Annotated in this window: 17 protein-coding genes; 8 read left to right on the top strand and 9 right to left on the bottom strand. The window is 43.8% G+C overall.

Annotated features, from left to right (window positions below; genetic code table 11):
- Window positions 1-91: 91 nt before the first annotated feature.
- The 4 genes from ppnN to FFR00_RS07820 all read left to right on the top strand — a co-directional run bounded on the left by ppnN (window position 92) and on the right by FFR00_RS07820 (window position 3930).
- The gene (ppnN, locus tag FFR00_RS07835) at window positions 92-1453 is read left to right on the top strand and encodes a nucleotide 5'-monophosphate nucleosidase PpnN (protein WP_137672835.1); all 1362 of its coding nucleotides are present in this window, start codon (window positions 92-94) and stop codon (window positions 1451-1453) included.
- A gap of 27 nt (window positions 1454-1480) precedes the next feature.
- Window positions 1481-2260, top strand: a complete 780-nt coding sequence (gene xni / locus FFR00_RS07830) for a flap endonuclease Xni (protein ID WP_161985122.1) — start codon at window positions 1481-1483, stop codon at window positions 2258-2260.
- A 128-nt stretch (window positions 2261-2388) separates the two neighbouring features.
- On the top strand, window positions 2389-2895 hold the full coding sequence (locus tag FFR00_RS07825; RefSeq protein ID WP_137672833.1) for a magnesium transporter: 507 nt from the start codon (window positions 2389-2391) through the stop codon (window positions 2893-2895).
- Between the two features lie 3 nt (window positions 2896-2898).
- Window positions 2899-3930 (top strand): HlyD family secretion protein, encoded by a 1032-nt coding sequence (locus FFR00_RS07820; RefSeq protein ID WP_137672832.1) that lies wholly within the window; start codon window positions 2899-2901, stop codon window positions 3928-3930.
- A 42-nt stretch (window positions 3931-3972) separates the two neighbouring features.
- Here the strand turns inward: FFR00_RS07820 and FFR00_RS07815 are convergent, their stop codons facing one another.
- Window positions 3973-4794: a LysR family transcriptional regulator gene (locus FFR00_RS07815; protein ID WP_137672831.1), complete on the bottom strand. Its 822-nt coding sequence runs from the start codon at window positions 4792-4794 to the stop codon at window positions 3973-3975.
- 172 nt (window positions 4795-4966) lie between these two features.
- On the opposite strand from FFR00_RS07815, the gene FFR00_RS07810 reads away from it, so the two are divergent.
- Window positions 4967-6853: a methyl-accepting chemotaxis protein gene (locus FFR00_RS07810; RefSeq protein ID WP_137672830.1), complete on the top strand. Its 1887-nt coding sequence runs from the start codon at window positions 4967-4969 to the stop codon at window positions 6851-6853.
- A gap of 192 nt (window positions 6854-7045) precedes the next feature.
- Window positions 7046-8053 (top strand): isocitrate dehydrogenase, encoded by a 1008-nt coding sequence (locus FFR00_RS07805; RefSeq protein ID WP_137672829.1) that lies wholly within the window; start codon window positions 7046-7048, stop codon window positions 8051-8053.
- Between the two features lie 70 nt (window positions 8054-8123).
- On the opposite strand, the gene rlmM is transcribed toward FFR00_RS07805, so the two are convergent.
- From rlmM to guaB, 6 genes are all read right to left on the bottom strand, one after another.
- The gene (gene rlmM, locus FFR00_RS07800; protein ID WP_137672828.1) at window positions 8124-9185 is read right to left on the bottom strand and encodes a 23S rRNA (cytidine(2498)-2'-O)-methyltransferase RlmM; all 1062 of its coding nucleotides are present in this window, start codon (window positions 9183-9185) and stop codon (window positions 8124-8126) included.
- Complete coding sequence (locus FFR00_RS07795) at window positions 9178-9549, bottom strand: DUF423 domain-containing protein (RefSeq protein ID WP_137672827.1); 372 nt, start codon at window positions 9547-9549, stop codon at window positions 9178-9180. The genes rlmM and FFR00_RS07795 overlap by 8 nt, the downstream gene beginning before the upstream one ends.
- Window positions 9546-10472 carry a transcriptional regulator GcvA gene (locus FFR00_RS07790; protein ID WP_137672826.1) on the bottom strand — a complete coding sequence of 309 codons (927 nt, stop codon included), beginning with the start codon at window positions 10470-10472 and terminating at the stop codon, window positions 9546-9548. Before FFR00_RS07790 ends, FFR00_RS07795 begins: the two co-directional genes overlap by 4 nt.
- 436 nt (window positions 10473-10908) lie before the next feature.
- A complete protein-coding gene (locus tag FFR00_RS07785) occupies window positions 10909-12075 on the bottom strand; it encodes an MFS transporter (protein ID WP_137672825.1) in 1167 nt (388 codons plus the stop codon).
- A 168-nt stretch (window positions 12076-12243) separates the two neighbouring features.
- Complete coding sequence (gene guaA / locus FFR00_RS07780) at window positions 12244-13824, bottom strand: glutamine-hydrolyzing GMP synthase (protein ID WP_137672824.1); 1581 nt, start codon at window positions 13822-13824, stop codon at window positions 12244-12246.
- A gap of 74 nt (window positions 13825-13898) precedes the next feature.
- On the bottom strand, window positions 13899-15359 hold the full coding sequence (gene guaB / locus FFR00_RS07775) for an IMP dehydrogenase (protein ID WP_137672823.1): 1461 nt from the start codon (window positions 15357-15359) through the stop codon (window positions 13899-13901).
- A 131-nt stretch (window positions 15360-15490) separates the two neighbouring features.
- Between guaB and xseA the strand changes: the two genes are divergently transcribed.
- Together xseA and FFR00_RS07765 are read left to right on the top strand one after the other, a co-directional pair.
- The gene (gene xseA / locus FFR00_RS07770; RefSeq protein ID WP_137672822.1) at window positions 15491-16825 is read left to right on the top strand and encodes an exodeoxyribonuclease VII large subunit; all 1335 of its coding nucleotides are present in this window, start codon (window positions 15491-15493) and stop codon (window positions 16823-16825) included.
- A gap of 214 nt (window positions 16826-17039) precedes the next feature.
- Window positions 17040-18875, top strand: coding sequence for an alpha/beta fold hydrolase (locus FFR00_RS07765; protein ID WP_137672821.1), 1836 nt, complete (start codon window positions 17040-17042; stop codon window positions 18873-18875).
- Window positions 18876-18920: 45 nt separating this feature from the next.
- Here the strand turns inward: FFR00_RS07765 and FFR00_RS07760 are convergent, their stop codons facing one another.
- Together FFR00_RS07760 and der are read right to left on the bottom strand one after the other, a co-directional pair.
- Window positions 18921-19151 carry a zinc ribbon domain-containing protein gene (locus tag FFR00_RS07760; RefSeq protein ID WP_137672820.1) on the bottom strand — a complete coding sequence of 77 codons (231 nt, stop codon included), beginning with the start codon at window positions 19149-19151 and terminating at the stop codon, window positions 18921-18923.
- Between the two features lie 12 nt (window positions 19152-19163).
- The gene (der, locus tag FFR00_RS07755) at window positions 19164-20633 is read right to left on the bottom strand and encodes a ribosome biogenesis GTPase Der (protein ID WP_137672819.1); all 1470 of its coding nucleotides are present in this window, start codon (window positions 20631-20633) and stop codon (window positions 19164-19166) included.
- Window positions 20634-20686 lie beyond the last annotated feature (53 nt).

Genomic DNA, 20686 nt, shown 5'->3' with positions numbered 1-20686 from the left:
AGTTTCGACTAAAGAGGAATAACACAACGCTTACATCACACCTCACGCTATACTGTAATATGCAAATTGCAAAATTACCCGTGAGGTGTTGATGATTACCCATATAAACCCTGTAGGCAGTATGAACTTACTGTCGAAGCTTGAAGTAGACCAACTCACCTTAAGTGCCTCCGAAGATATTTATCTCCTTTATAGAAACTGTAGCCTTGCTGTGCTCAACTCTGGTAGTAAAACAGATAGCAGCCGAGAAATTTTAGAACGCTACAAAGATTTCGAAATTAATGTCCTGAGCCGCGAGCGAGGGGTTAAATTAGAACTTGCCAACGCGCCAGAAGATGCTTTTGTAGATGGCGAAATTATTCGTGGTATTCAAGAACACTTGTTTAGCGTGTTACGCGACATTCTCTATGTCTCTAACGAAATAAAAGAACAAGCTCATTTAGATCTAAATCAATCATCCCACATCACCAATTTAGTGTTTTCAATGTTGCGTAATGCGCGGGTTATCCATCCTCGCACCGAGCCAAACTTAGTCGTTTGCTGGGGGGGGCACTCTATAAATGCAGTTGAGTATCAATATACTCGAGAGGTTGGCAGCCAATTGGGTTTACGGGAGTTAAATATTTGCACTGGCTGTGGGCCTGGCGCTATGGAAGGGCCAATGAAAGGTGCTGCTGTAGGCCACGCTAAGCAACGCGTAAATGATGGCCGTTATATTGGTTTAACAGAGCCAAGTATTATCGCGGCTGAGCCACCTAACCCTATCGTCAACGAACTCATCATATTGCCCGACATTGAAAAGCGCTTAGAGGCATTTGTTCGTATGGGGCATGCCATTGTCATTTTCCCAGGGGGCGCAGGAACCGCTGAGGAACTGCTATACATACTTGGCATTATGATGCACCCAGAAAACGCCCGCCAACCGCTACCGATAGTTTTAACCGGCCCTAAATCTAGTGAAGAGTACTTTAAAAGCATTGATGAGTTTATTGGCGAAACTTTAGGTCATGAAGCTCAGCAACGCTATCAAATCATCATTGACGATTCTGCTCGAGCTGCTCAAGTCATCAAACAAATGATGCCAAAAGTGAAGGATTATCGCCGGGCGATAGGCGACGCTTACTCGTTTAACTGGAGTTTAAAAATTGATAGCGATTTCCAGCATCCCTTTGAGCCTTTACACAAAAATGTTGAGAAGCTTAATTTACACTTTGATCAAGCGCCGCAAGATTTGGCAGCAAATTTACGGCGCGCGTTTTCTGCCATTGTCAGTGGTAATGTCAAAGATGAGGGAATAAAACAAATCGAAAAACATGGTCCTTTTATTATTGACGGTGACCCTAAAATAATGAAAATGTTAGACAAACTACTACAGGACTTCGTTGCTCAACATCGAATGAAACTACCCGGTAGCCACTATGAACCTTGTTATAAAATAGGTAAAGCAAAGTGATAGCACCTTGGCAACAGGGGCATCAGCGTGGCTAAGCAACTAGTCATTATTGATGCCTTAAACTTGATTCGTCGTATTTATGCGGTGCAGCAGCAACGTACACCTGATGCATCCTTAGCCAAAGCGACAGAGCAAGCGCTAACCAGCGCCTGTAAGCGAATCATCACAACTCTAAAACCGTCACACATTATTGCCGTGTTTGACGGTGACCGCTGTGCTTGGCGTGAAAACCTATATCCAGCCTATAAACAAAACCGCTCGCCAATGCCAATAGCGCTCGCCGAGCAACTTGAAACGCTAAAAGACCATTTACTAGACATAGGTATCGACTCCATTTCAGCCCCTAATGAGGAAGCTGATGATATTTGTGCCACCCTAGCCAGTAAAGCCGCTAAGGCAAACTACCCTGTTACCATTATCTCAACAGATCGTGGTTACTATTCGTTGCTTACCCAAGGTATTAGTTTGTACGACTATTTTCGCCGCTACTATGTATCCATCGATGAGGTTGAAACAAAGTTTGGTATTAAAATAAATCAGCTCGGTGATTACTGGTCTTTAGTCGGCATTAACAGTGTAAACGTAAGTGGTGTGCCGGGTGTTGGCAATAAAAGCGCTCAAACGTTATTGGAACGCTACACTAACACCGCAGATATCCTCGCAGAAGCCCAGCCAGACAAATTAGTCGCCAAGGTACAAGCCAATAGCAAAGCGTTGTTATTAGCTAAACAGCTTCTTAGTCTTAAAACAGACTTAAAACTAGGCTTCTCTCTCAAGCAACTTCGCTATCAAGCTTCTACTCCCTAAGCCTCATCGTTCACTACCAAGTATTTGTTAAACCTTGAATAAGGTTATTTGGAATATTGGATATTCCAAATAAACCCTACCCTTTAGATAAGATTTAGATGATTTTATCTTTTAAAGGCAAATGCTAGATGTCTAATAATTCAACTCATATACAACGAAATGAATCGTTGCCAAAAAAACTCTTAAGGATTGGGATAAAAACCTGCAAAAGTCTTATTAAAACCGCTGCGGCCCTAGGTATTTTAATTGGCTCATCAGTGCTGTTATCTAAACTAGCAACTATTCATGGTAAAACCTTACCAGAGGACTATTTTTCTCAAGGTTATCCAACCATCTTGAAGTTACTCGATTCTGAAATATTCATGGGTTTTGTCTTTTTCGTCACAGTGGCAATTTTGGTTTACCTTGCCTACTTATTCTGGTGCCTACATGAGGTCGCTGTACATAAAGCAGCCAAAATGTCGAGCGCCCATACCCAAATCATTTTTGCTCTTTCTCTGTGTGGTTTATTCATCGATAAAACCTGGTGGGTACTCGCTATCATCATCGCCTTTGCGCGTTGGGACGTATTAGCTAAAGAGCTATCTAATATTATTCGCAATGGTCGCGCTATCACTAAGCGTGTGGAGGAATAAATCATGAAAGAGATTATGCTCCCGTATATTTTAATCTGTTGGATACTGGTAAAAACAGGGGTTATTCAGTGGACATTACGTAATGCGGTTATCACCGTTAGTATCGGCGTAATGTTGGCAGCAGCCTTGTTTACAGCACACCGTTTTTGGTCACCGGCCGACCTTACAGACAGTACAACCGTAAAAGCACCACACGCCGTGCTAAGCCCTTTATTTGGCCAAGAAGTAGAAGAAGTTTTTGTTGTACATAACCAAATGGTTAAGAAAGGCGATCTTATTTACACCCTTAAAACCGAAGATACTGAATCTCAAGTTATCGGTTTAGAAGCGCAGAAGAAAGCTGCCGAAGCAGAAATACTGGCTTTGATTTACCAAATCAATAACGACAAGAAAAACCTTCAACGTTTAGAGAACTTAAGTGAATTTGCACAAGAGTATCAACGTGATGATTTACGAACCAAAATTGAACAAACCGAAGCGAACGTATTGTCTGTAAAAGCCCAAATGCTAAGCTTAGATGCGCAAATGACCAATGCTAATTGGCAGAATGAACGTCGTGAAATTCGTGCGCCATTTGATGGTCAGTTATCGATTACCAATATCGTAAACGGCACGCGTGTAGGTAATATGCACTTATACGATACCAACAAGAAATTTGTAGAAATGCGAATCGCCGACCAAACGTACCGCGGCATACAAGTGGGTCAGTTTGCTGAATTTTATGTTGATGCTTACCCTGGTGAAATATTCCGCGGTCGAGTGCATAGCTTAACAACGGGTACTGGTGAAGCGCGCGTTTCAGTAATAAACGGCTCACAGCAAGTTCGCCGACACGTGGGTAACAACATGGGCTCACACGGTCGAACCATTGTCATCGAATTCGAAGAGCCAGAAGGTTACAACGTGCCTATTGGCGCTACCGGTTCTGGCTGGGTTTCGGCTAACAAACCACATCCAGCGCTTGGTTTTATGGATATTATTGGTGGGGCAACTGTACGCTTAAAAGCCTTTAAATCATATTTGTCGGCGATTTAAACGCCACAACAAACGTAGAGTAGCGATCCCTTCGCTACTCTACTACTCGCCCTGTAAGGCTAACCATTCGCTATTGTGTCGATCGATAATTGACGAAATCAGATTTGATAGCCATTGTTGTTTAGCCGAATAACGAAGCGAGCTTTTCATTATCAATGCAACATCAATATTCAATTGATGCTGTTGGCTTTTTTCATAGTAAGGTTCGTACTTTAAAGTAAAACAATTGCCCATCAGTTGATCTAATAATATATGGCTATCAACAATAATTCCCACTTCTATTGTGGGATCTAGTGCCCTGAAATGGTCTTGATGCTCGTTCACTCCCGAGATTAGAAACTTCACATACTCCCCAGATTGATTACCATGAAAATAGCCCGCCCCAGAGTGAATTCTTTTTTGGTAAAAAGACTGAGGTTTATCATTGATAACATGTAAGCCAAGGTCTACTTCTTCGCGTAAAATAAGCGATTCGCTATTAGCGCCCCACTGCCTCATCTCAATCACTGCTGATGTTTGCTCTCTTATCGCGTCGATGATTTGTTTGCCTAAGGTAATCAAATAAGGCTCAACAATATGCAAGGTCACTTTACTGACACTTGATGGATCGAATTCGTCGGGTTCAAGAGCAAGATCTACATCTACCAAAGCGCGCTTTAATTTAGGAGCAATGGATTCGGCATAACTAGTAGGTTGTAAATCTCCAGCATGTCTCACAAACAAGGGATCATCTAATTGCTCTCTTAGCTGAGCCAACACCTTTGAAACATAAGACTGTGACCGCCCTAATTTCCGCGCGGCTTTAGTGGTAGAACGAGTGTGCATTAACGCTAAAAAAACGTGTAAAGCATTTAAATCTTTCATCTAAGCTCTGGTTATCCCATAACATTTAGCTAAAGCTACCTTAAAAAAGTCTTCTTGGCTAAACCATTCAAAGTAGTTTTTTGATCTATAGTTTATTTAGTCGCATGCATACAAGCTTGTCCAATAAGGCCAAGCTTTTGCAGAAGATGAAAATAAATATAGGGAAATATAAATGAGCGCCAAGGCAAAGATCCTCTACTTAATGGGTTTGTTGTTCTCCATTATAATTCTACTCATCTCCGCCGTTGGATTTATTAACTTTAAATCCGCTTCTGTAGTCAATTACACCGCCCAATTGGACGATCAAGCGTTCCTTATCGCGAAAGCGATTGAACAAAAAATGGATCGTTATTTTGATGCCTTGGATTTAAAGGCCGCCGAACTTCCAGTGAGTGCCTCTGGCAAAGTAGATGAAAAACAACTAATGGTGTCGCTACATGCGATGAAGAACAAATTAGGCGTGCTTAATGCCTACATCGGTTTGGCTAGTGGAGACACTTACGCTGCCAGCAATAATGGCATTATTCCTAACTTCAACGCTAAAAAGCTCAATCGCGAATGGTATACCCGTGGTATGGCGAATGAAGCTAAAATTGTTACCACACCTTATACCAGCAGCACCGGTGATGTTGTAATGGCGGTAGCTGTTCCAGTGCAGCGCGATGGCAAAGCGATAGGCATTTTGGCGGTTAACCTTGCCTTAAATCAGATAACAACGTTTATTGATGGCTTATCGGAACAAAATCAGCTGTTTGTAAGCCGAGAAGACGGTTTCATTATTGCGGCTAAATATACTGATTACATTGGCAAAAACCTGTTTGAATTACGCCCCTCCTATAAACAGTACAATACAATGGACTCAAGCCAGCATGACTATGATTTTGATGGTAACGAGTATTCCGTGGTATCAGCAAAAGCATCCACACTCAACTGGACAGTATGGGCGTGGGACCGGTGGGATAGTATAAACCAAGCCTCGAACCGTAATCTTATGATCACCGCTTCTCTAGCGGTAGTGCTAATTATTGTCGCCTTAGTGATTACCTACTTTGTGGTCATCCGATTAATGTATGCCCCGATTGGCGGCGAACCTTCAGACATAGAAACCATTGTGCAAAACATTGCCAAAGGTGATTTACGTTATTCAGAGCAGCAAACTGGAAATGAAACCGGGATTTATCATGCGGTGTTGGCCATGGTCAAAAACCTCACCAGCATCGTTACCGGTATTAACACCGCCACCGAGCAGTTAAATAAATCGTCATCCCTTATTCACGAGTCAGCCTCAACGGTAAACACCAGTTCTGAATCACAAATGATGCAATTGGAGCAAACGTCAACGGCAATGAACCAAATGACGGTAACTGTAGATGAAGTAGCGCGTAACGCACTTCAAGCCTCAACGGCAGCAACTGAAGCCAACGAACACTCCCAGCAAGGCATTAGCGTAGTCAACGAAATGAACAACAACATTAATTTGCTAGTTGGCGGTATCGAAAAAGTTCAGGAGGTGATTAACAAGCTAGAAATGGAAACAGAGGGCATTGGCCGAATATTAGAGGTAATTCGCGGCATTGCTGAACAAACCAACTTACTAGCGCTTAATGCGGCGATTGAAGCAGCACGCGCAGGCGAACAAGGCCGAGGCTTTGCGGTGGTTGCCGATGAGGTGCGTAATCTCGCTAATCGGACTCAAGATAGCACTAATGAAATTCAAGAGATGATTACCAAGCTGCAAACCGAGGCGAAAAACTCCGTATCATTAATGCAAACCAACGCCAAAGATGCTCAACTCACCGCAGAAAAATCAGACCAAGCAAATCAAGCCTTAGAAGCCATAAGTAGCTCAGTGTCAGTGATTCATGACATGAATACTCAAATTGCCACAGCCGCTGAAGAACAGACCCTAGTAGCGGCAGAAATTAACACCAGTATTGTCGGCATCAACGATTTAGCAAAAAGCACTTTCGATAGCTCGGAGAACAATACCAAAATGGTTGAGGAGCTCACTGAAATTGCCAATACACTGAATAAATCCATTGAGGTTTTCAAATTATAAGTCTTAACAAAGCTGGCTAAAATTTAGTCTTAAAATCAAGCTAATACCTTAGTATTAGCTGAATCCTTTTGAGTATTGAGTTAAAAAAATGTAAACTCTGTGTTGCCCGAAGACCTCAATTGTCGGGCAATAACACGGAGTGTTACCTCCTCCCCTTAGATAATAAAAAATGCCTACGAATTAGGAAGAGATATGTCAACAAGACGAATCACCGTAATACCAGGAGATGGTATTGGCCCTAGTATTATCGAAAGTGCAATCGCTATCATGGACAAAGCGGGTTGTGGTTTTGAATATGATTTTGCCAACGCAGGGCTTACTGCGTTAGAAAGTGATGGCAGCCTGTTACCTGAGAAATCCCTACAACTCATCGAACAAAATGGCATCGCACTAAAAGGCCCACTCACCACGCCTGTGGGTACCGGCTTCACCTCTATCAACGTTTCAATGCGTAAACATTTCGACCTTTACGCTAACATTCGTCCAGTACGCTCTTTTGTAGGTACTAAAGCGCGTTACGAGAACATTGATATCATCACCGTTCGTGAAAACACCGAAGGGATGTACTCAGGTATTGGTCAGAAACGTAGCGAAGACGGCACTAGCGCCGAAGCAATGAGTGTTATTACAAAAGATGGCGCAGAGCGCATTGTAAAATTTGCTTACGAATTGGCGCGCCGTGAAGGCCGTAAGAAAGTCACCGCCATTCATAAAGCTAACATCATGAAATCTACTTCTGGTTTATTTTTAGAAGTAGCGCGTGAAGTAGCTAAGCAATACCCCGATATTGAGTCGGAAGAAATGATCGTTGATGCCGCATGTATGAACCTAGTAATGTACCCAGAGCGCTTTGACGTAATGGTTACCACAAACTTATTTGGCGACATATTGTCTGACCTATGTGCTGGCCTAGTGGGCGGTTTAGGTATGGCTCCTGGCGCTAATATTGGTGAACGTGCAGCAATTTTTGAAGCGGTACACGGCAGCGCACCTGATATTGCAGGACAAGATATTGCTAACCCAACATCGGTTATTTTGGCCAGTATTCAAATGCTTGAATACCTAGGTATGGAAGACAAAGCGGCTAACATTCTAAAAGCGCTTACCGAAGTAATAGCAAGTGGTGACCGTACCACTCGTGATTTAGGTGGCACAGCCGGCACTAAAGAGTTTACTCAATCGATTTTAGATCGTTTATAAACTTATTATCGATTCAAAAAAGGCAGCCTAGGCTGCCTTTTTTATCGCTTAACACTACATCAATGATGTTTTAATAAACTCGTGCAAAAACCGTGATTTCTTCCCTATCATGGTAGAGTTGCTTGGCTCTTACTTCATGTTTGAAACCTAACTCACTTAAGCCTTCTCGCAATAGTTCCAAGTCTTGATTAACTTCAGTAAATCGCTGCTTCATTGGCAACTTCAAATTAAACATGGCGTAGCGACACCAACCATTGGCTAACCATTTAAGCATTAGTCGCGATACTTTAGCCGGGCGCTCAACCATGTCACACACCAACCAACTTACATTGTCACGCTCAGGTTTATATTTGAACCCATCTTCTCGATAATGCTGCACTTGGCCAGTATCCATTAAAGACTGCGCCATAGGGCCGTTATCCACTGCAGCTACAAACATATTTCGCCTAACCAACTGATAAGTCCAACCACCTGGGCAAGCCCCTAAATCAACAGCATGTTGGCCGTTTTCAATGTATTGCTCGCGCTCTTGTTCATTCAGCAATACCATAAAGGCTTCATCAAGCTTTAGGGTTGAGCGGCTAGGCGCTTCAGATGGAAACTTTAAACGTAGAATGCCATTAAGCTGAGCATTACCATTACGAGTATCAGAGTAACCTAGCCAACAATGGGTACCGCTAACGAAAAACAGCTGCATAGCCGGCAGTTTTGGATTGGTTTTTTTAGTCAACCATTGGTGTTTAACTAGCGCGTTTTCTAACGGGCGAGTAAATTTTTTGCAAAAACTTGATAGTGCTTTTCCGTCGTTAGTATCTGGGTATTCTAAACGCAAACTCCCGCATCGAGGCAACTTCTGCTCTAGCGCTAAAATAGATGCCACTCGGTTCGCTTCATCTAACTGCATTTCTGCCAAGGCTAAAAACCAATGCCGAGCAAATACCAACTGGCGAAAATCTATGCTTTGATAAAGACTTACTGAGTGCTCACTTTGGAAACAGCTAAACTCTACAAACCCTTTACCATCACCTGCTTTGGCAAACCCGTAATAGCCTAACTGCTCGGCATGAAACTGGATTTCGGCGGCACAGTCACTCTCAAAACCAGAGCGACAATAAAGGATGATACTACTCATTACTTATACTCTTTGTAGGTAACGCTAAACACAACCAGCCAATAATCAACACCACTCCACCGAGCGGAGTCATTGGCCCAAATATTTTAGCGCCGAAAAAAGCCAAGCAGTATAAGCTACCGGCAAATAACCAACCACCAATAATCCACAATATTGCACTAAGGCGATACTTATTCAGCACAGCGACCGCCGCCACTAAATGAATAAGTTGGTAGAACACGCCCGTTTCTATCCAGCCAAGCTGTCCGTCACCTAAAAACCGACTAAAGCCATGCGCGGCACCCGCCCCCATTATCACGGTAAATCCGCCGCTTATCGCGAGTAATAAACGAATTGGCCAACTGGCGTTGATTTGATTGCTCATTCTGCGTCTACCAAACCTTCATTCGCAAATTCCTGCTGCTCTTGCTCAACCAGCGAAATCATCCATTCACGAAACGCCACTAACTTGCCCTGCTCTGCTTGGCTCGGTTTACACACCATATAATAGGCATTTTTACTCAGTAAAACCTGCTCAAAAGGACATACCAAGCGACCCGCTTCAATCTCTGGCTTAGCCAGCACACTGTGCCCCAGCGCCACACCTTGCCCATAAACTGCCGCCTGTAACACCATGGTTGAGTGAGAAAAGATAGGTCCATGGTTAACATTCATTTGGCGCAAACCCACCAACTTAAACCATTCCTTCCAGTCATGGCGGGCTGTATCATGCAATAACGTATGAAACTGCAAATCTTCAGGCTTAGTTAAGGCTTTATCGCCCACCAATAAGCTCGGCGAACATACTGGAACCAAATACTCAGTGTGAAGCTTATCGGCGCGTAAACCAGACCAATTACCTCGCCCATAATAAATAGCAACATCGACATCTTCGGTTAATGAGCCTTCGTACAAATCTACCGCTTTTATTCGAACATCAATATCGGGATGCATCTCACTAAATTGGGATAAACGTGGTACTAACCATTGAATGGCAAAACTGGGTTGTAAACTAACTGTTATCGTTCCTTTAGCGCCACGAGCAAGTAGCCGATCGGTAGCTTCGGTTAACGATATAAAAATATCTTTAATATCAAGAAAATAGCCCTGGCCTTCTTCGGTCAACAGTAAGGCTCTGTTTTTTCTGCGGAAAAGTTTCAAACCCAAAAACTCTTCTAAGGCTTTGATCTGGTGACTGACTGCGGCTTGAGTCACAAATAACTCTTCTGCAGCTCGAGTAAAACTGAGGTGCCTAGCAGCAGCTTCAAACGCTTTTAATGCATTTAAGGGGGGCAAACGACGCGCCATATTAACATCCCATTAACGGATAAGTTTTTCTAATCTATAGGCATTATAAATTATCTATTGTTGTACGACCAGTTGCAGATTAATATGCACACGCAATCAAGCGAAGGGGTCTGACAGAGCGCCTAATATCAAGGTGTTATGTCAGGCCTCTTTAAGTAGTTACCGGATTTGTAATTACTTTGATTGCTATGTTGTGTTTGCATTTGTCGGCCTTTTGCTGACTTCCCTGTTTCTTATTTTGACCCTGTCTGTCAAAAAGAATTTGTAGCCATTGCTTTATGCGATGGCTTTTTTTTGCCTAAAATTCAAGGGTATGAAAAAGCTAGTTATCTTATTAAACAAACTAAACCAACAAAATTCATAAGGCTTTAGCATTAAAAAAAATAATCTTTGATTTTACGCATGAAAACGCTCGGCGCTGTAAACGCTTAAAAGATCATTGCCCTTTATGTTGACGTTGGTAAAAAACCAAACACAGCAAACCAACTAACAAAATAGGCAAAGCGCTGTAATTCACCGCTCGCCAGCCAAAGCTTTGCTCTAACCAACCAGCTGATAAAGCCGACACTGCCACCAAAGAAAACACCACAAACTCGTTAACTGCCTGCGCTTTCGCTTTTTCATTCAACTGATAACACTGAGTAAGCATTTGGGTAGCGCCAATAAACATGAAGTTCCAACCAACGCCCAACAAGGTTAATGCAATAGCGAAGTGGTTAAAGCTAGTCCCTAGAAGATTCACCAAAACACAAGCAACCATTAGCCCTAATCCCAATAACATGGTTGGAAACAAGCCAATACGCAGTATCAAACGCCCAGTGATAAACGAAGGAGCAAACATACCCAATACATGCCACTCGATAACGGAAGCAGATTGAGCAAAATGATAGCCATGGTGATGCATCGCTAAAGGCGTTGCTGTCATTAGTAAGTTCATAACAAAGTAGCTAACTACGCCCGCCACCACTGCCACTATGTAATTCGCCGAGCCAATAATGTCCCTTAAGGGCCGAGCGGCTACTGAGTGTTGATTGCTAGCTGCTTCATCATTAAAGCGAATCATCAGTAGCAAAATTAAGGCAATAATGTAAAGACCAAGCAACCCGACAAAAGCGCCAATAAAAGGCTGCTTAGGCCACCAGGCCTGGCTATAAACTGCGAGGCTCGGCCCTATGATTGCCGCAATAACACCGCCAGCCATAATGGCAGAAATGGCTCTTGGTTGTTGCCCCTCAGAGCAAAGCTCTACTGCTGCGAAGCGGTAAAGCATTCCAAAGCCAATTCCTATCCCAAGTAATAAGGTCGCACAGCTAAACAACATAAATTGCTGTTGCTGCAGAGCATACACCGCCAACACTGCCCCGCTAATACCCACTAAGTTACCCAATACAAAACCCTTCTTTCGCCCAGTAACGCCCATAATAAGAGAGGCGGGAATGGTCGCTAACATTAACCCCATAAACTGCATAGCAACAGGAAAGGTTACCCACCCAGCGGAAGGCGCGAGCTGTTGGCCAATCAAGCCAGTTACAGCTACTAATAATATATTGCCCGTAGTGAGCAAGGCTTGGCATATAGCCAACATCCATACAAATATGTTCAAACTACCCTTCCCTGCAATTAAGCGCCATCACTATAGAACATCGTTAGACGAAGACCGCACTCTTTCCCAATCCTGAAAGCCACTGTTTGTTAGCTCAGCAATACTTAGCCCGAGAGTCAACAGATATAAAAAAGGCGCCCTTAAGGCGCCTGTTTTAATAGGGAGTTATTATTCCCATTCAATGGTAGCTGGTGGCTTTCCAGAGATGTCGTAAACCACGCGTGATATACCGTCTATTTCGTTGATAATTCGGTTACTCACATGACCTAAGAAGTCGTAAGGCAAGTGTGCCCAATGCGCTGTCATAAAGTCGATAGTTTCTACAGCCCGTAGCGATACTACCCAATCGTATTTACGCGCATCACCCATTACTCCTACCGAACGGACCGGTAGGAACACCGTGAAAGCTTGGCTTACTTTATTGTAAAGATCGTTTTTGTGTAACTCTTCAATGAAGATAGCGTCTGCACGGCGCAATAAGTCACAGTACTCTTTCTTCACTTCACCTAATACACGAACGCCTAAACCAGGCCCAGGAAACGGGTGACGGTATAACATGTCGTAAGGCAAACCTAACTCTAGGCCAATTTTACGCACTTCATCTTTAAACAACTCGCGTAAAGGCTCGACTAAGCCCATGTCCATATCGTCTGGTAAACCGCCCACGTTATGGTGAGATTTAATCACGTGTGCTTTACCGGTTTTAGAAGCCGCTGACTCAATAACGTCTGGGTAAATAGTCCCTTGTGCTAGCCACTTAGCATTTTTTAGTTTTTTCGATTCTTCATCAAATACATCAATGAATACGTGGCCAATAATCTTACGTTTCTTCTCTGGGTCACTCTCACCGGCCATCGCCTCTAAAAAGCGACTTTCAGCGTTTACGTGAACGATATTAAGACCGAAGTGGTTACCAAACATGTCCATGACTTGTTGGCCTTCGTTTAAGCGCAATAATCCATTGTCTACAAAAACACAGGTAAGTTTATCGCCTATAGCACGTTGAATAAGCATCGCCACTACCGACGAATCTACCCCACCACTAAGGCCAAGAATCACTTCGTCATCACCCACTTGCTGCTTTATTTGAGCAATTGCGTTTTCGATAATAGATTCAGACGTCCACAAAGCATCACAAGCACAAATGTCTTTAACAAAGTGCTCAAGCATACGTAAACCTTGGCGGGTATGCGTAACTTCAGGGTGAAATTGCACGCCATAAAAGTTCTTTTCTGGGTGCATCATTGCCGCAAATTCACAACTAGGCGTTTGCGCTACGGTAGTGAATCCTTCAGGAATAGCCGATACTTTGTCGCCGTGGCTCATCCACACGTCTAACAAGGCATTACCATTTGGCGCTACCGCATCTTCAATGGCTTTAAACAATGGCGATTCAGCTACCACTTCAACTTGTGCGTAACCAAACTCACGTTGGCCTTCGCCTTGAATAACTGCGCCGCCAAGCTGTTCGGACATAGTTTGCATGCCGTAACAAATGCCTAATACCGGAACACCTGCGTTAAAAACATATTCTGGAGCACGTGGTGAATTATTTTCGGTCACACTTTCTGGTCCGCCGGCTAAAATTATGCCGTTTGGTGCGAACTCGCGAATGTCGGCTTCTTCAACATCCCATCCCCATAATTCACAGTAAACACCAATTTCGCGAATACGGCGTGCGATGAGTTGGGTGTATTGCGATCCAAAATCTAAAATTAGAATACGATGTTCGTGGATATCTCTGCTCATAATCACTTACTTTTAAACTAGGCTGATAGAACTAAGCGCCTGTCGGCGCTTAGTGGCATATTAAGGTGACGGACTTAGCCCATACGGTAGTTAGGGGCTTCTTTAGTAATGGTAACGTCGTGAACATGACTCTCACCCATACCAGCGCTGGTTACGCGAACAAACTCAGCTTTAGTATTCAGCTCATTAATCGTGCCGCAACCAGTTAGACCCATACATGAACGTAAACCGCCCATTTGTTGATGAATAATCGCCTTAACAGGGCCTTTATAAGCTACTCGACCTTCAATGCCTTCTGGCACTAATTTATCGGCAGCGTTATCGGTTTGGAAGTAACGATCTGATGAACCTTGAGACATAGCCCCTAAAGAGCCCATTCCGCGGTAAGACTTAAACGAACGACCTTGATACAGCTCAATTTCGCCAGGTGCTTCTTCAGTACCTGCAAACATGCTGCCAACCATCACACACGACGCACCAGCCACTAAGGCTTTAGCGATGTCACCAGAGAAACGGATGCCGCCATCAGCAATAACCGGGATATCGCGGCCTTTTAGTGCTTCTACTGCGTCAGATACAGCAGTAATTTGAGGCACACCTACACCGGTCACGATGCGCGTAGTACAAATTGACCCTGGGCCAATACCTACTTTAACGGCACTTACACCAGCATCTGCTAGGGCTATAGCACCTGCGCCCGTTGCTACATTCCCGCCAACAATGGCAAGATCAGGGTATTTAGTTCGAGTGGCTTTAATTCTATCGAGCACGCCTTGAGAATGACCGTGTGAAGAGTCTATCAGCAATACATCTACGCCAGCCTCAACCAAGGCATCTACTCGCTCTTCGTTACCCGCACCAGCACCAACAGCAGCACCAACACGCAAGCGACCAAAACTGTCTTTACACGCGTTTGGTTTACGCTCCGCTTTTTTGAAATCTTTTACGGTAATCAAGCCGGTCAATTTAAATGCATCATCAACCACCAACATTTTTTCAATGCGGTGCTCGTGCATCATTTTTTCAACTACATCACGTGAGGTATCAGTAGTAGTAACTAAACGCTCTTTTGGCGTCATAACCTGAGAAACGGTTTTAGTGAAGTCAGTTTCAAAACGCAAGTCACGCCCTGTAACAATACCGACTAAGTCGTTTGCTTCTGTTACCACTGGAAAACCAGCAAAACCATGTATCTGACGTAGCTCAGCAATTTGTCCTAAGGTTAAATCAGGCGTTACGGTGATAGGCTCAAGTACAATACCCGCTTCAAATTTCTTCACTCTGCGCACTTCAGCAGCTTGCTGCTCAATACTCATATTTTTGTGAATAAAGCCAACACCGCCTTCTTGAGCGAGTGCAATAGCAAAGTTTGCTTCAGTTACAGTATCCATAGCGGCAGATACCATAGGAATACTTAGCGGAATATCTTTGGTTAGACGTGTCGCCAAATTGGCGGTATTTGGAAGTACTTCTGAGTGAGCAGGAAGTAGTAGTACATCATCGAAGGTTAAGGCTTCTTTGGAAATTCTCAACATAGCAACATTCGCCTAAATCAGTTAATAAAGAGGTAAAATATTGCGGACGGATTATAGGTATAAAGCTGGCCAAGGTAAAACGAAAAATGTTATTTTCTTACATTATTTTCTACTTTCCTTCGAGTTAACTGATGAAATCTAGTCAAATAACCAATAATGTTCTGAGTGTTAGTCAGTTAAACCAGCAAGTTAGGCGTTTACTAGAAAATTCTATCGGTACGATTTGGTTAGAAGGTGAAATATCTAATTTTTCTACGCCATTTTCGGGGCATTGGTATTTTAGTTTAAAGGACCACTCAGCGCAGGTGCGTTGTGCAATGTTTAAAGGTGCTAACCGCAAGGTAGTATTCAAGCCCGAGTCGGGTATGAAAGTGCTGGTGAAAGCTAAAATAACAATGTACGAGCCTCGTGGTGACTATCAGCTGATTGCAGAAGCTATTCACCCCTCGGGGGATGGTGCGATGCAACAGGCTTACGAACAGCTAAAAATGAAGCTAGCCGCCGAAGGGCTATTCGCTGATGCCGAGAAACAAGCGCTCCCTGAATACCCTAGTTGCATAGGTATAATTAGTTCAGCGTCAGGGGCTGCGTTACAAGACATTTTAACGGTGTTAGAGCGCCGTGCGCCAGCAACCAAAGTGATTGTGTATCCTGCATTAGTGCAAGGCGAGCTAGCGGCTCCACAGCTTATTGAGATGATAGAACTGGCTAATCAGCGAGACGAAACCGACATACTCATTGTTGGCCGCGGTGGAGGCTCTAAAGAAGACTTATGGGCTTTTAATGATGAGCAACTGGCCAGAGCTATTTTTGATTCAAACATACCGATTATCTCAGCGGTAGGCCATGAGGTAGACGACAGCATTAGTGATTTGGTGGCCGATGTACGAGCAGCCACCCCATCAGCGGCAGCTGAAATTGTAAGCCAGCAAGCCAGTCACATCCCTCAGCGTATGACGCATTTAAAGCAACAACTAGCAATGCATGCCATGCACAGTTTTAGACAACAGCAAATTTGTTTGGCACAGCTCAATCATCGTATTCAGGCCTTATCGCCAGTTCATGTATTAGAACAGCAGCAGCAAAGGTTTGATGAGCTAGCACATCGTTTAAGCCTTTCACTTAATCAACAAGTCTCTAATGGTGAGCTTCGTTATGGCCAACTCAAGGCGCGTTTAAAACACTCGCTACTTGAACGAAAAGTTGAACGACAGCAGCAACGTTTATATGAGCAGCGCCAGCGATTGCTTAACGCTAGCCAACAGCTGATTGACCAACAGCAGCAGCAACTCGCCGGCATTTGTCGCCAATTAGATAATCTCAGCCCATTAAAGGTGCTAGACCGCGGTTTTACCTTGGTGACTCACCAAGACAAATTGGTTAAGCATGCGGCAGAGCTTAAACATGGCGATGTAGTAAAACTGAAATTTTCGGACGATAACCTTAATGCGACTATTTGCTCCTAACACTAATTGTTTTAAACACTAGCTCACAACTAGTGATTCAAATGTCAAAATTAATGGGATTATAGTTAGAACTGGCATAAGATTAGGGGGACTAAACCGGACATCTAGTTGGTTTGAAGTGTAACTGGAAGGACGACCAAGCCCGCTAAAGAGGCGAAGCGACCATTCTTGGTAACTAACTAGCCATTAAATAAAGAAAATTAGCAGCAATACTATGAATTCATTGGATAGCACCAAGGAGCGTGAGCTAACCAGCGTTGATAACAGGGAACAGTTGATCGGTATGATTTATCGAGCGGCAGCAGAACCTGAATATTGGCCTGACCTGCTAGAGCACCTTTATATGATGCCAGAACTTCAGCGAACTGAAGCCCCTGGTAAGCACGATAACTCCTCGGCAAAACTGAGCCAAATGTTGGACGCAGTCTCGCCGCAACTCTCGATGGCCCAAAGCCAGTACTCTGAACGCAATCAACTGCTGTTAGAGCACTTCAATCAAGCCTTAAACATTGCTAAACGCATTTATCAGCTTGAAGAAAAAAATCATTCACTAAACTCGCTACTTGATCATATTCCGGTCGGCGTGATTTTAGTTAACGCTCAAAGTGAAATTTTGCTTACCAACGAGCTGGCAGAGGAAACCCTGCAGCTTGGCCAAGGTTTATATCAAAAGAATAAAAACTTGGTGACCCAGCAAAGCGAATCTACTGAGTTACTTAAGCAATATGTTGAAGAATTGTCTTCGTTAGGGCCTAACGAATCAAGCAGTCGAGGTTTGCCTATTCAGGTAAACAACGAGACCGACGTGCAAACCATGGTTATTTTAAGCCCAGTCAATCACCTTCAAGATCCCTTACTTGAGCGTAATGCCAGTGTCGTGGTATTTATTTCGCCTTCGCGGCCAGATGTAGAGCTCGATTTAGCCGCCTTTGCCGATGGTTACAAACTCACGCCTAAAGAAGCGCGAATTGTTAATTACATCGCCCAAGGTATGTCTCCACCCGACATTGCTGACAAGATATTTGTAAGCTACAACACGGTCCGAACGCAGCTAAAATCGGTATTCAAAAAAACCGGTGTAAGCAGCCAAAGTGAACTTGCCAGTTTAGTGTTAACTGGTCCATGGGGAATGCTATCTCAAAGTAGCCGTCATTTTGATTTCGGCACACCTCAAGACAGCAATGCACGCTACTTCAGACTCCCTGATGAGCGCAAACTTTGTTATCAAGAGTTCGGTGACCCAAAAGGCAAACCCGTGGTGTACTGCCACAGTATCTTAGGTTGTCGCTTAGAAAACTTTTTTGACCAAGTAGATATCGCTGCTCAACTGGGAATTCGATTGATTTCTATCGACAGACCGGGCTTTGGCGGCTCTGACTATCATGAGAGTTACAGTTTTGTGCAATGGACTGCTGATCTAAAAGCACTGCTAGAGTACTTAAACCTCGATAAGGTTGAGCTATTGGGGTATGCCACTGGTGGGGTTTATGCGGCCTGTAGCGCAGCTAAAATTCCTGACATGGTTAGCCATTTAACTATCGTTAGCTCGGGTGATGCGCTAACTTATGATAGTGATTATAAAGCTACCGCTAAGCTTTATCGTATGCACATGAAGCTAGCGCGTGACTTCCCTAATATGCACCGCTTATTCACCAATATTTTGGACAAAGGTCTACACAAAGATCCTAACAAACTGTTTAAGGTGCTCGCGCGGGATTTAGAGGGAACCGATGTAGAGCTGTTTGAAAGCCCTATGTTCAAAGAAAAGTTTGGCCGTTATTTAATGGAATCGAAAGTCCAAGGTGGTAATGCTTTTTCGGACGAGGTTCGCCAAGTAATGGCACCTTGGGGCTTTGAGATTGAAGATGTAAAAGTAGCGACCCAACTCTTTCATGGCGAAAACGACAAACATATACCGCTAACCTTAGCAGAACGCTTTATTGCTCGAGCAAAAAATGCACGTTTAGAGGTGATACCTGAGTTAGGCCATTACATGATTTATCAACATTGGCCTGCAATCTTAGAAAGTATTGCCAAGCGAAAAAGCTAGTTATAAACAAACAATAAAAAAGACGGCCATGGCCGTCTTTTTTAATTAAGCTAAACGCTCAAACCGCCTTATCACGGCCCGCTTAGACTTCAGTTCATTACAGCTATTACAAAAGTAGTCCACTGCACCACAGGCTTTTAACTTTTCCAACTCGGCATCACATTTATCACAGTGCACTCGTTGTAAAAATTGATGATGACAAGCGCCACACAACCAATGGTCGTGTTCGTGCTGCAGTTCACCATCACATTCTGGGCAAGCAATTTCAATACTCATGGCTAACTCCAATTATTTCTTTTTATACCGACTTACAGTTTGCATCTTTTTACGGCGACGTTCTTGCGCCAGAGTAAGTTTTGACTTCTTCTCTGAAAATGGGTTTTCGCCTTCTTTAAATTCTACGCGAATAGGTGTCCCCATAATCTCTAAAGCTTTACGGTAGTAATTCATCAAGTAGCGCTTATACGCATCGGGCAACGAGTTTACTTGATTACCATGAACCACAATGCGCGGAGGATTGTAACCACCTGCGTGAGCATAACGTAATTTAACCCTACGGCCGCGCACTAACGGCGGCTGGTGGTCGTCTTGAGCCATTTGCATGATACGTGTCAGCATCGAAGTAGAAACGCGCTTAGTGGCGCTGCTGTATGCCTCTTGAACGCTTTCATACAAGTGACCAACACCAGTACCGTGCAAAGCAGAGATGAAATGAACACGTGCAAAATCAATAAAGCCTAAACGGCGATCTAATTCTGTTTTAATACGCTCTTTATGGTCGTTGTCTAAACCATCCCATTTGTTCACTGCAAGCACTAAAGCACGACCAGCATTAAGTACAAAACCTAACAAGCTTAAGTCTTGATCAGAGATACCGTCTTTAGCATCAATCACTAACATTACGACGTTAGCATCTTCAATGGCTTTAAGCGTTTTAATTACTGAGAACTTCTCAACAACTTCTGTCACTTTGCCACGTTTACGTACTCCCGCCGTATCAATCAAAATGTAGTCTTGATCTTCACGCTGCATCGGTATGTAAATACTGTCACGTGTGGTACCCGGCATGTCGTAAACAACAACCCGGTCTTCACCTAAAATCCGGTTTGTTAGCGTAGATTTCCCCACGTTCGGGCGACCCACAATCGCTAACTTAATCGGCAAATCAGCAAACTTCTGAGCGAGCTCATCCAGTTCAGACTCACTCATCTCACGAGTCTCATCTAAGCTAGGCTCTAATTCATCAGATTGTAGCTCTGCCTGCTCGGTAACAAACGGACGTAAAGCTTCTTCGAGTAGCATGTTCACGCCACGACCATGAGCGGCTGCAATGTGGTGAACTTCACCAAGGGCTAAAGCGTAAAACTCGCCACAGGCTGCATCAGCATCAATACCGTCAGTTTTATTGGCCACCAAGAAAATTTTCTTTTCTTGCTTGCGCAGATGATGCGCAATAGCTTCATCCGCAACTGTCATGCCCGAACGAGCATCAACCAAAAATAATACGGCGTCAGCTTCTTCAATGGCTTGCAAAGATTGCTGCGCCATCATCGCATCGATACCTTCTTCATCACCATCGATACCACCGGTATCAATAACAATGAATTCTTGCTCGGCTACTTTAGCTTGTCCGTACTTGCGGTCGCGAGTAAGCCCAGGAAAGTCGGCTACTAGCGCATCCCTGCTGCGCGTAAGGCGATTAAATAATGTAGATTTGCCAACGTTTGGGCGTCCCACTAAGGCTACAACAGGAAGCATAAGGGCCTCATTTTTTAGAATACATGACATGACAAAGGCTCATGATCAATTAA

Origin of the sequence: Agarivorans sp. Toyoura001 (genome assembly GCF_005405585.1) — a bacterium.
Taxonomy (GTDB): domain Bacteria; phylum Pseudomonadota; class Gammaproteobacteria; order Enterobacterales; family Celerinatantimonadaceae; genus Agarivorans.
This window is presented reverse-complemented; position numbering and strand designations above follow the sequence as displayed.

Excerpts from the sequence above, each read along its gene's own strand:
- ppnN (WP_137672835.1), top strand. The coding sequence starts at position 92 with ATGATTACCCATATAAACCCTGTAGGCAGTATGAACTTACTGTCGAAG.
- FFR00_RS07825 (WP_137672833.1), top strand. The coding sequence starts at position 2,389 with ATGTCTAATAATTCAACTCATATACAACGAAATGAATCGTTGCCAAAA.
- FFR00_RS07820 (WP_137672832.1), top strand. The coding sequence starts at position 2,899 with ATGAAAGAGATTATGCTCCCGTATATTTTAATCTGTTGGATACTGGTA.
- FFR00_RS07815 (WP_137672831.1), bottom strand. The coding sequence starts at position 4,794 with ATGAAAGATTTAAATGCTTTACACGTTTTTTTAGCGTTAATGCACACT.
- FFR00_RS07810 (WP_137672830.1), top strand. The coding sequence starts at position 4,967 with ATGAGCGCCAAGGCAAAGATCCTCTACTTAATGGGTTTGTTGTTCTCC.
- FFR00_RS07805 (WP_137672829.1), top strand. The coding sequence starts at position 7,046 with ATGTCAACAAGACGAATCACCGTAATACCAGGAGATGGTATTGGCCCT.
- rlmM (WP_137672828.1), bottom strand. The coding sequence starts at position 9,185 with ATGAGTAGTATCATCCTTTATTGTCGCTCTGGTTTTGAGAGTGACTGT.
- FFR00_RS07795 (WP_137672827.1), bottom strand. The coding sequence starts at position 9,549 with ATGAGCAATCAAATCAACGCCAGTTGGCCAATTCGTTTATTACTCGCG.
- FFR00_RS07790 (WP_137672826.1), bottom strand. The coding sequence starts at position 10,472 with ATGGCGCGTCGTTTGCCCCCCTTAAATGCATTAAAAGCGTTTGAAGCT.
- guaA (WP_137672824.1), bottom strand. The coding sequence starts at position 13,824 with ATGAGCAGAGATATCCACGAACATCGTATTCTAATTTTAGATTTTGGA.
- guaB (WP_137672823.1), bottom strand. The coding sequence starts at position 15,359 with ATGTTGAGAATTTCCAAAGAAGCCTTAACCTTCGATGATGTACTACTA.
- xseA (WP_137672822.1), top strand. The coding sequence starts at position 15,491 with ATGAAATCTAGTCAAATAACCAATAATGTTCTGAGTGTTAGTCAGTTA.
- FFR00_RS07765 (WP_137672821.1), top strand. The coding sequence starts at position 17,040 with ATGAATTCATTGGATAGCACCAAGGAGCGTGAGCTAACCAGCGTTGAT.
- FFR00_RS07760 (WP_137672820.1), bottom strand. The coding sequence starts at position 19,151 with ATGAGTATTGAAATTGCTTGCCCAGAATGTGATGGTGAACTGCAGCAC.
- der (WP_137672819.1), bottom strand. The coding sequence starts at position 20,633 with ATGCTTCCTGTTGTAGCCTTAGTGGGACGCCCAAACGTTGGCAAATCT.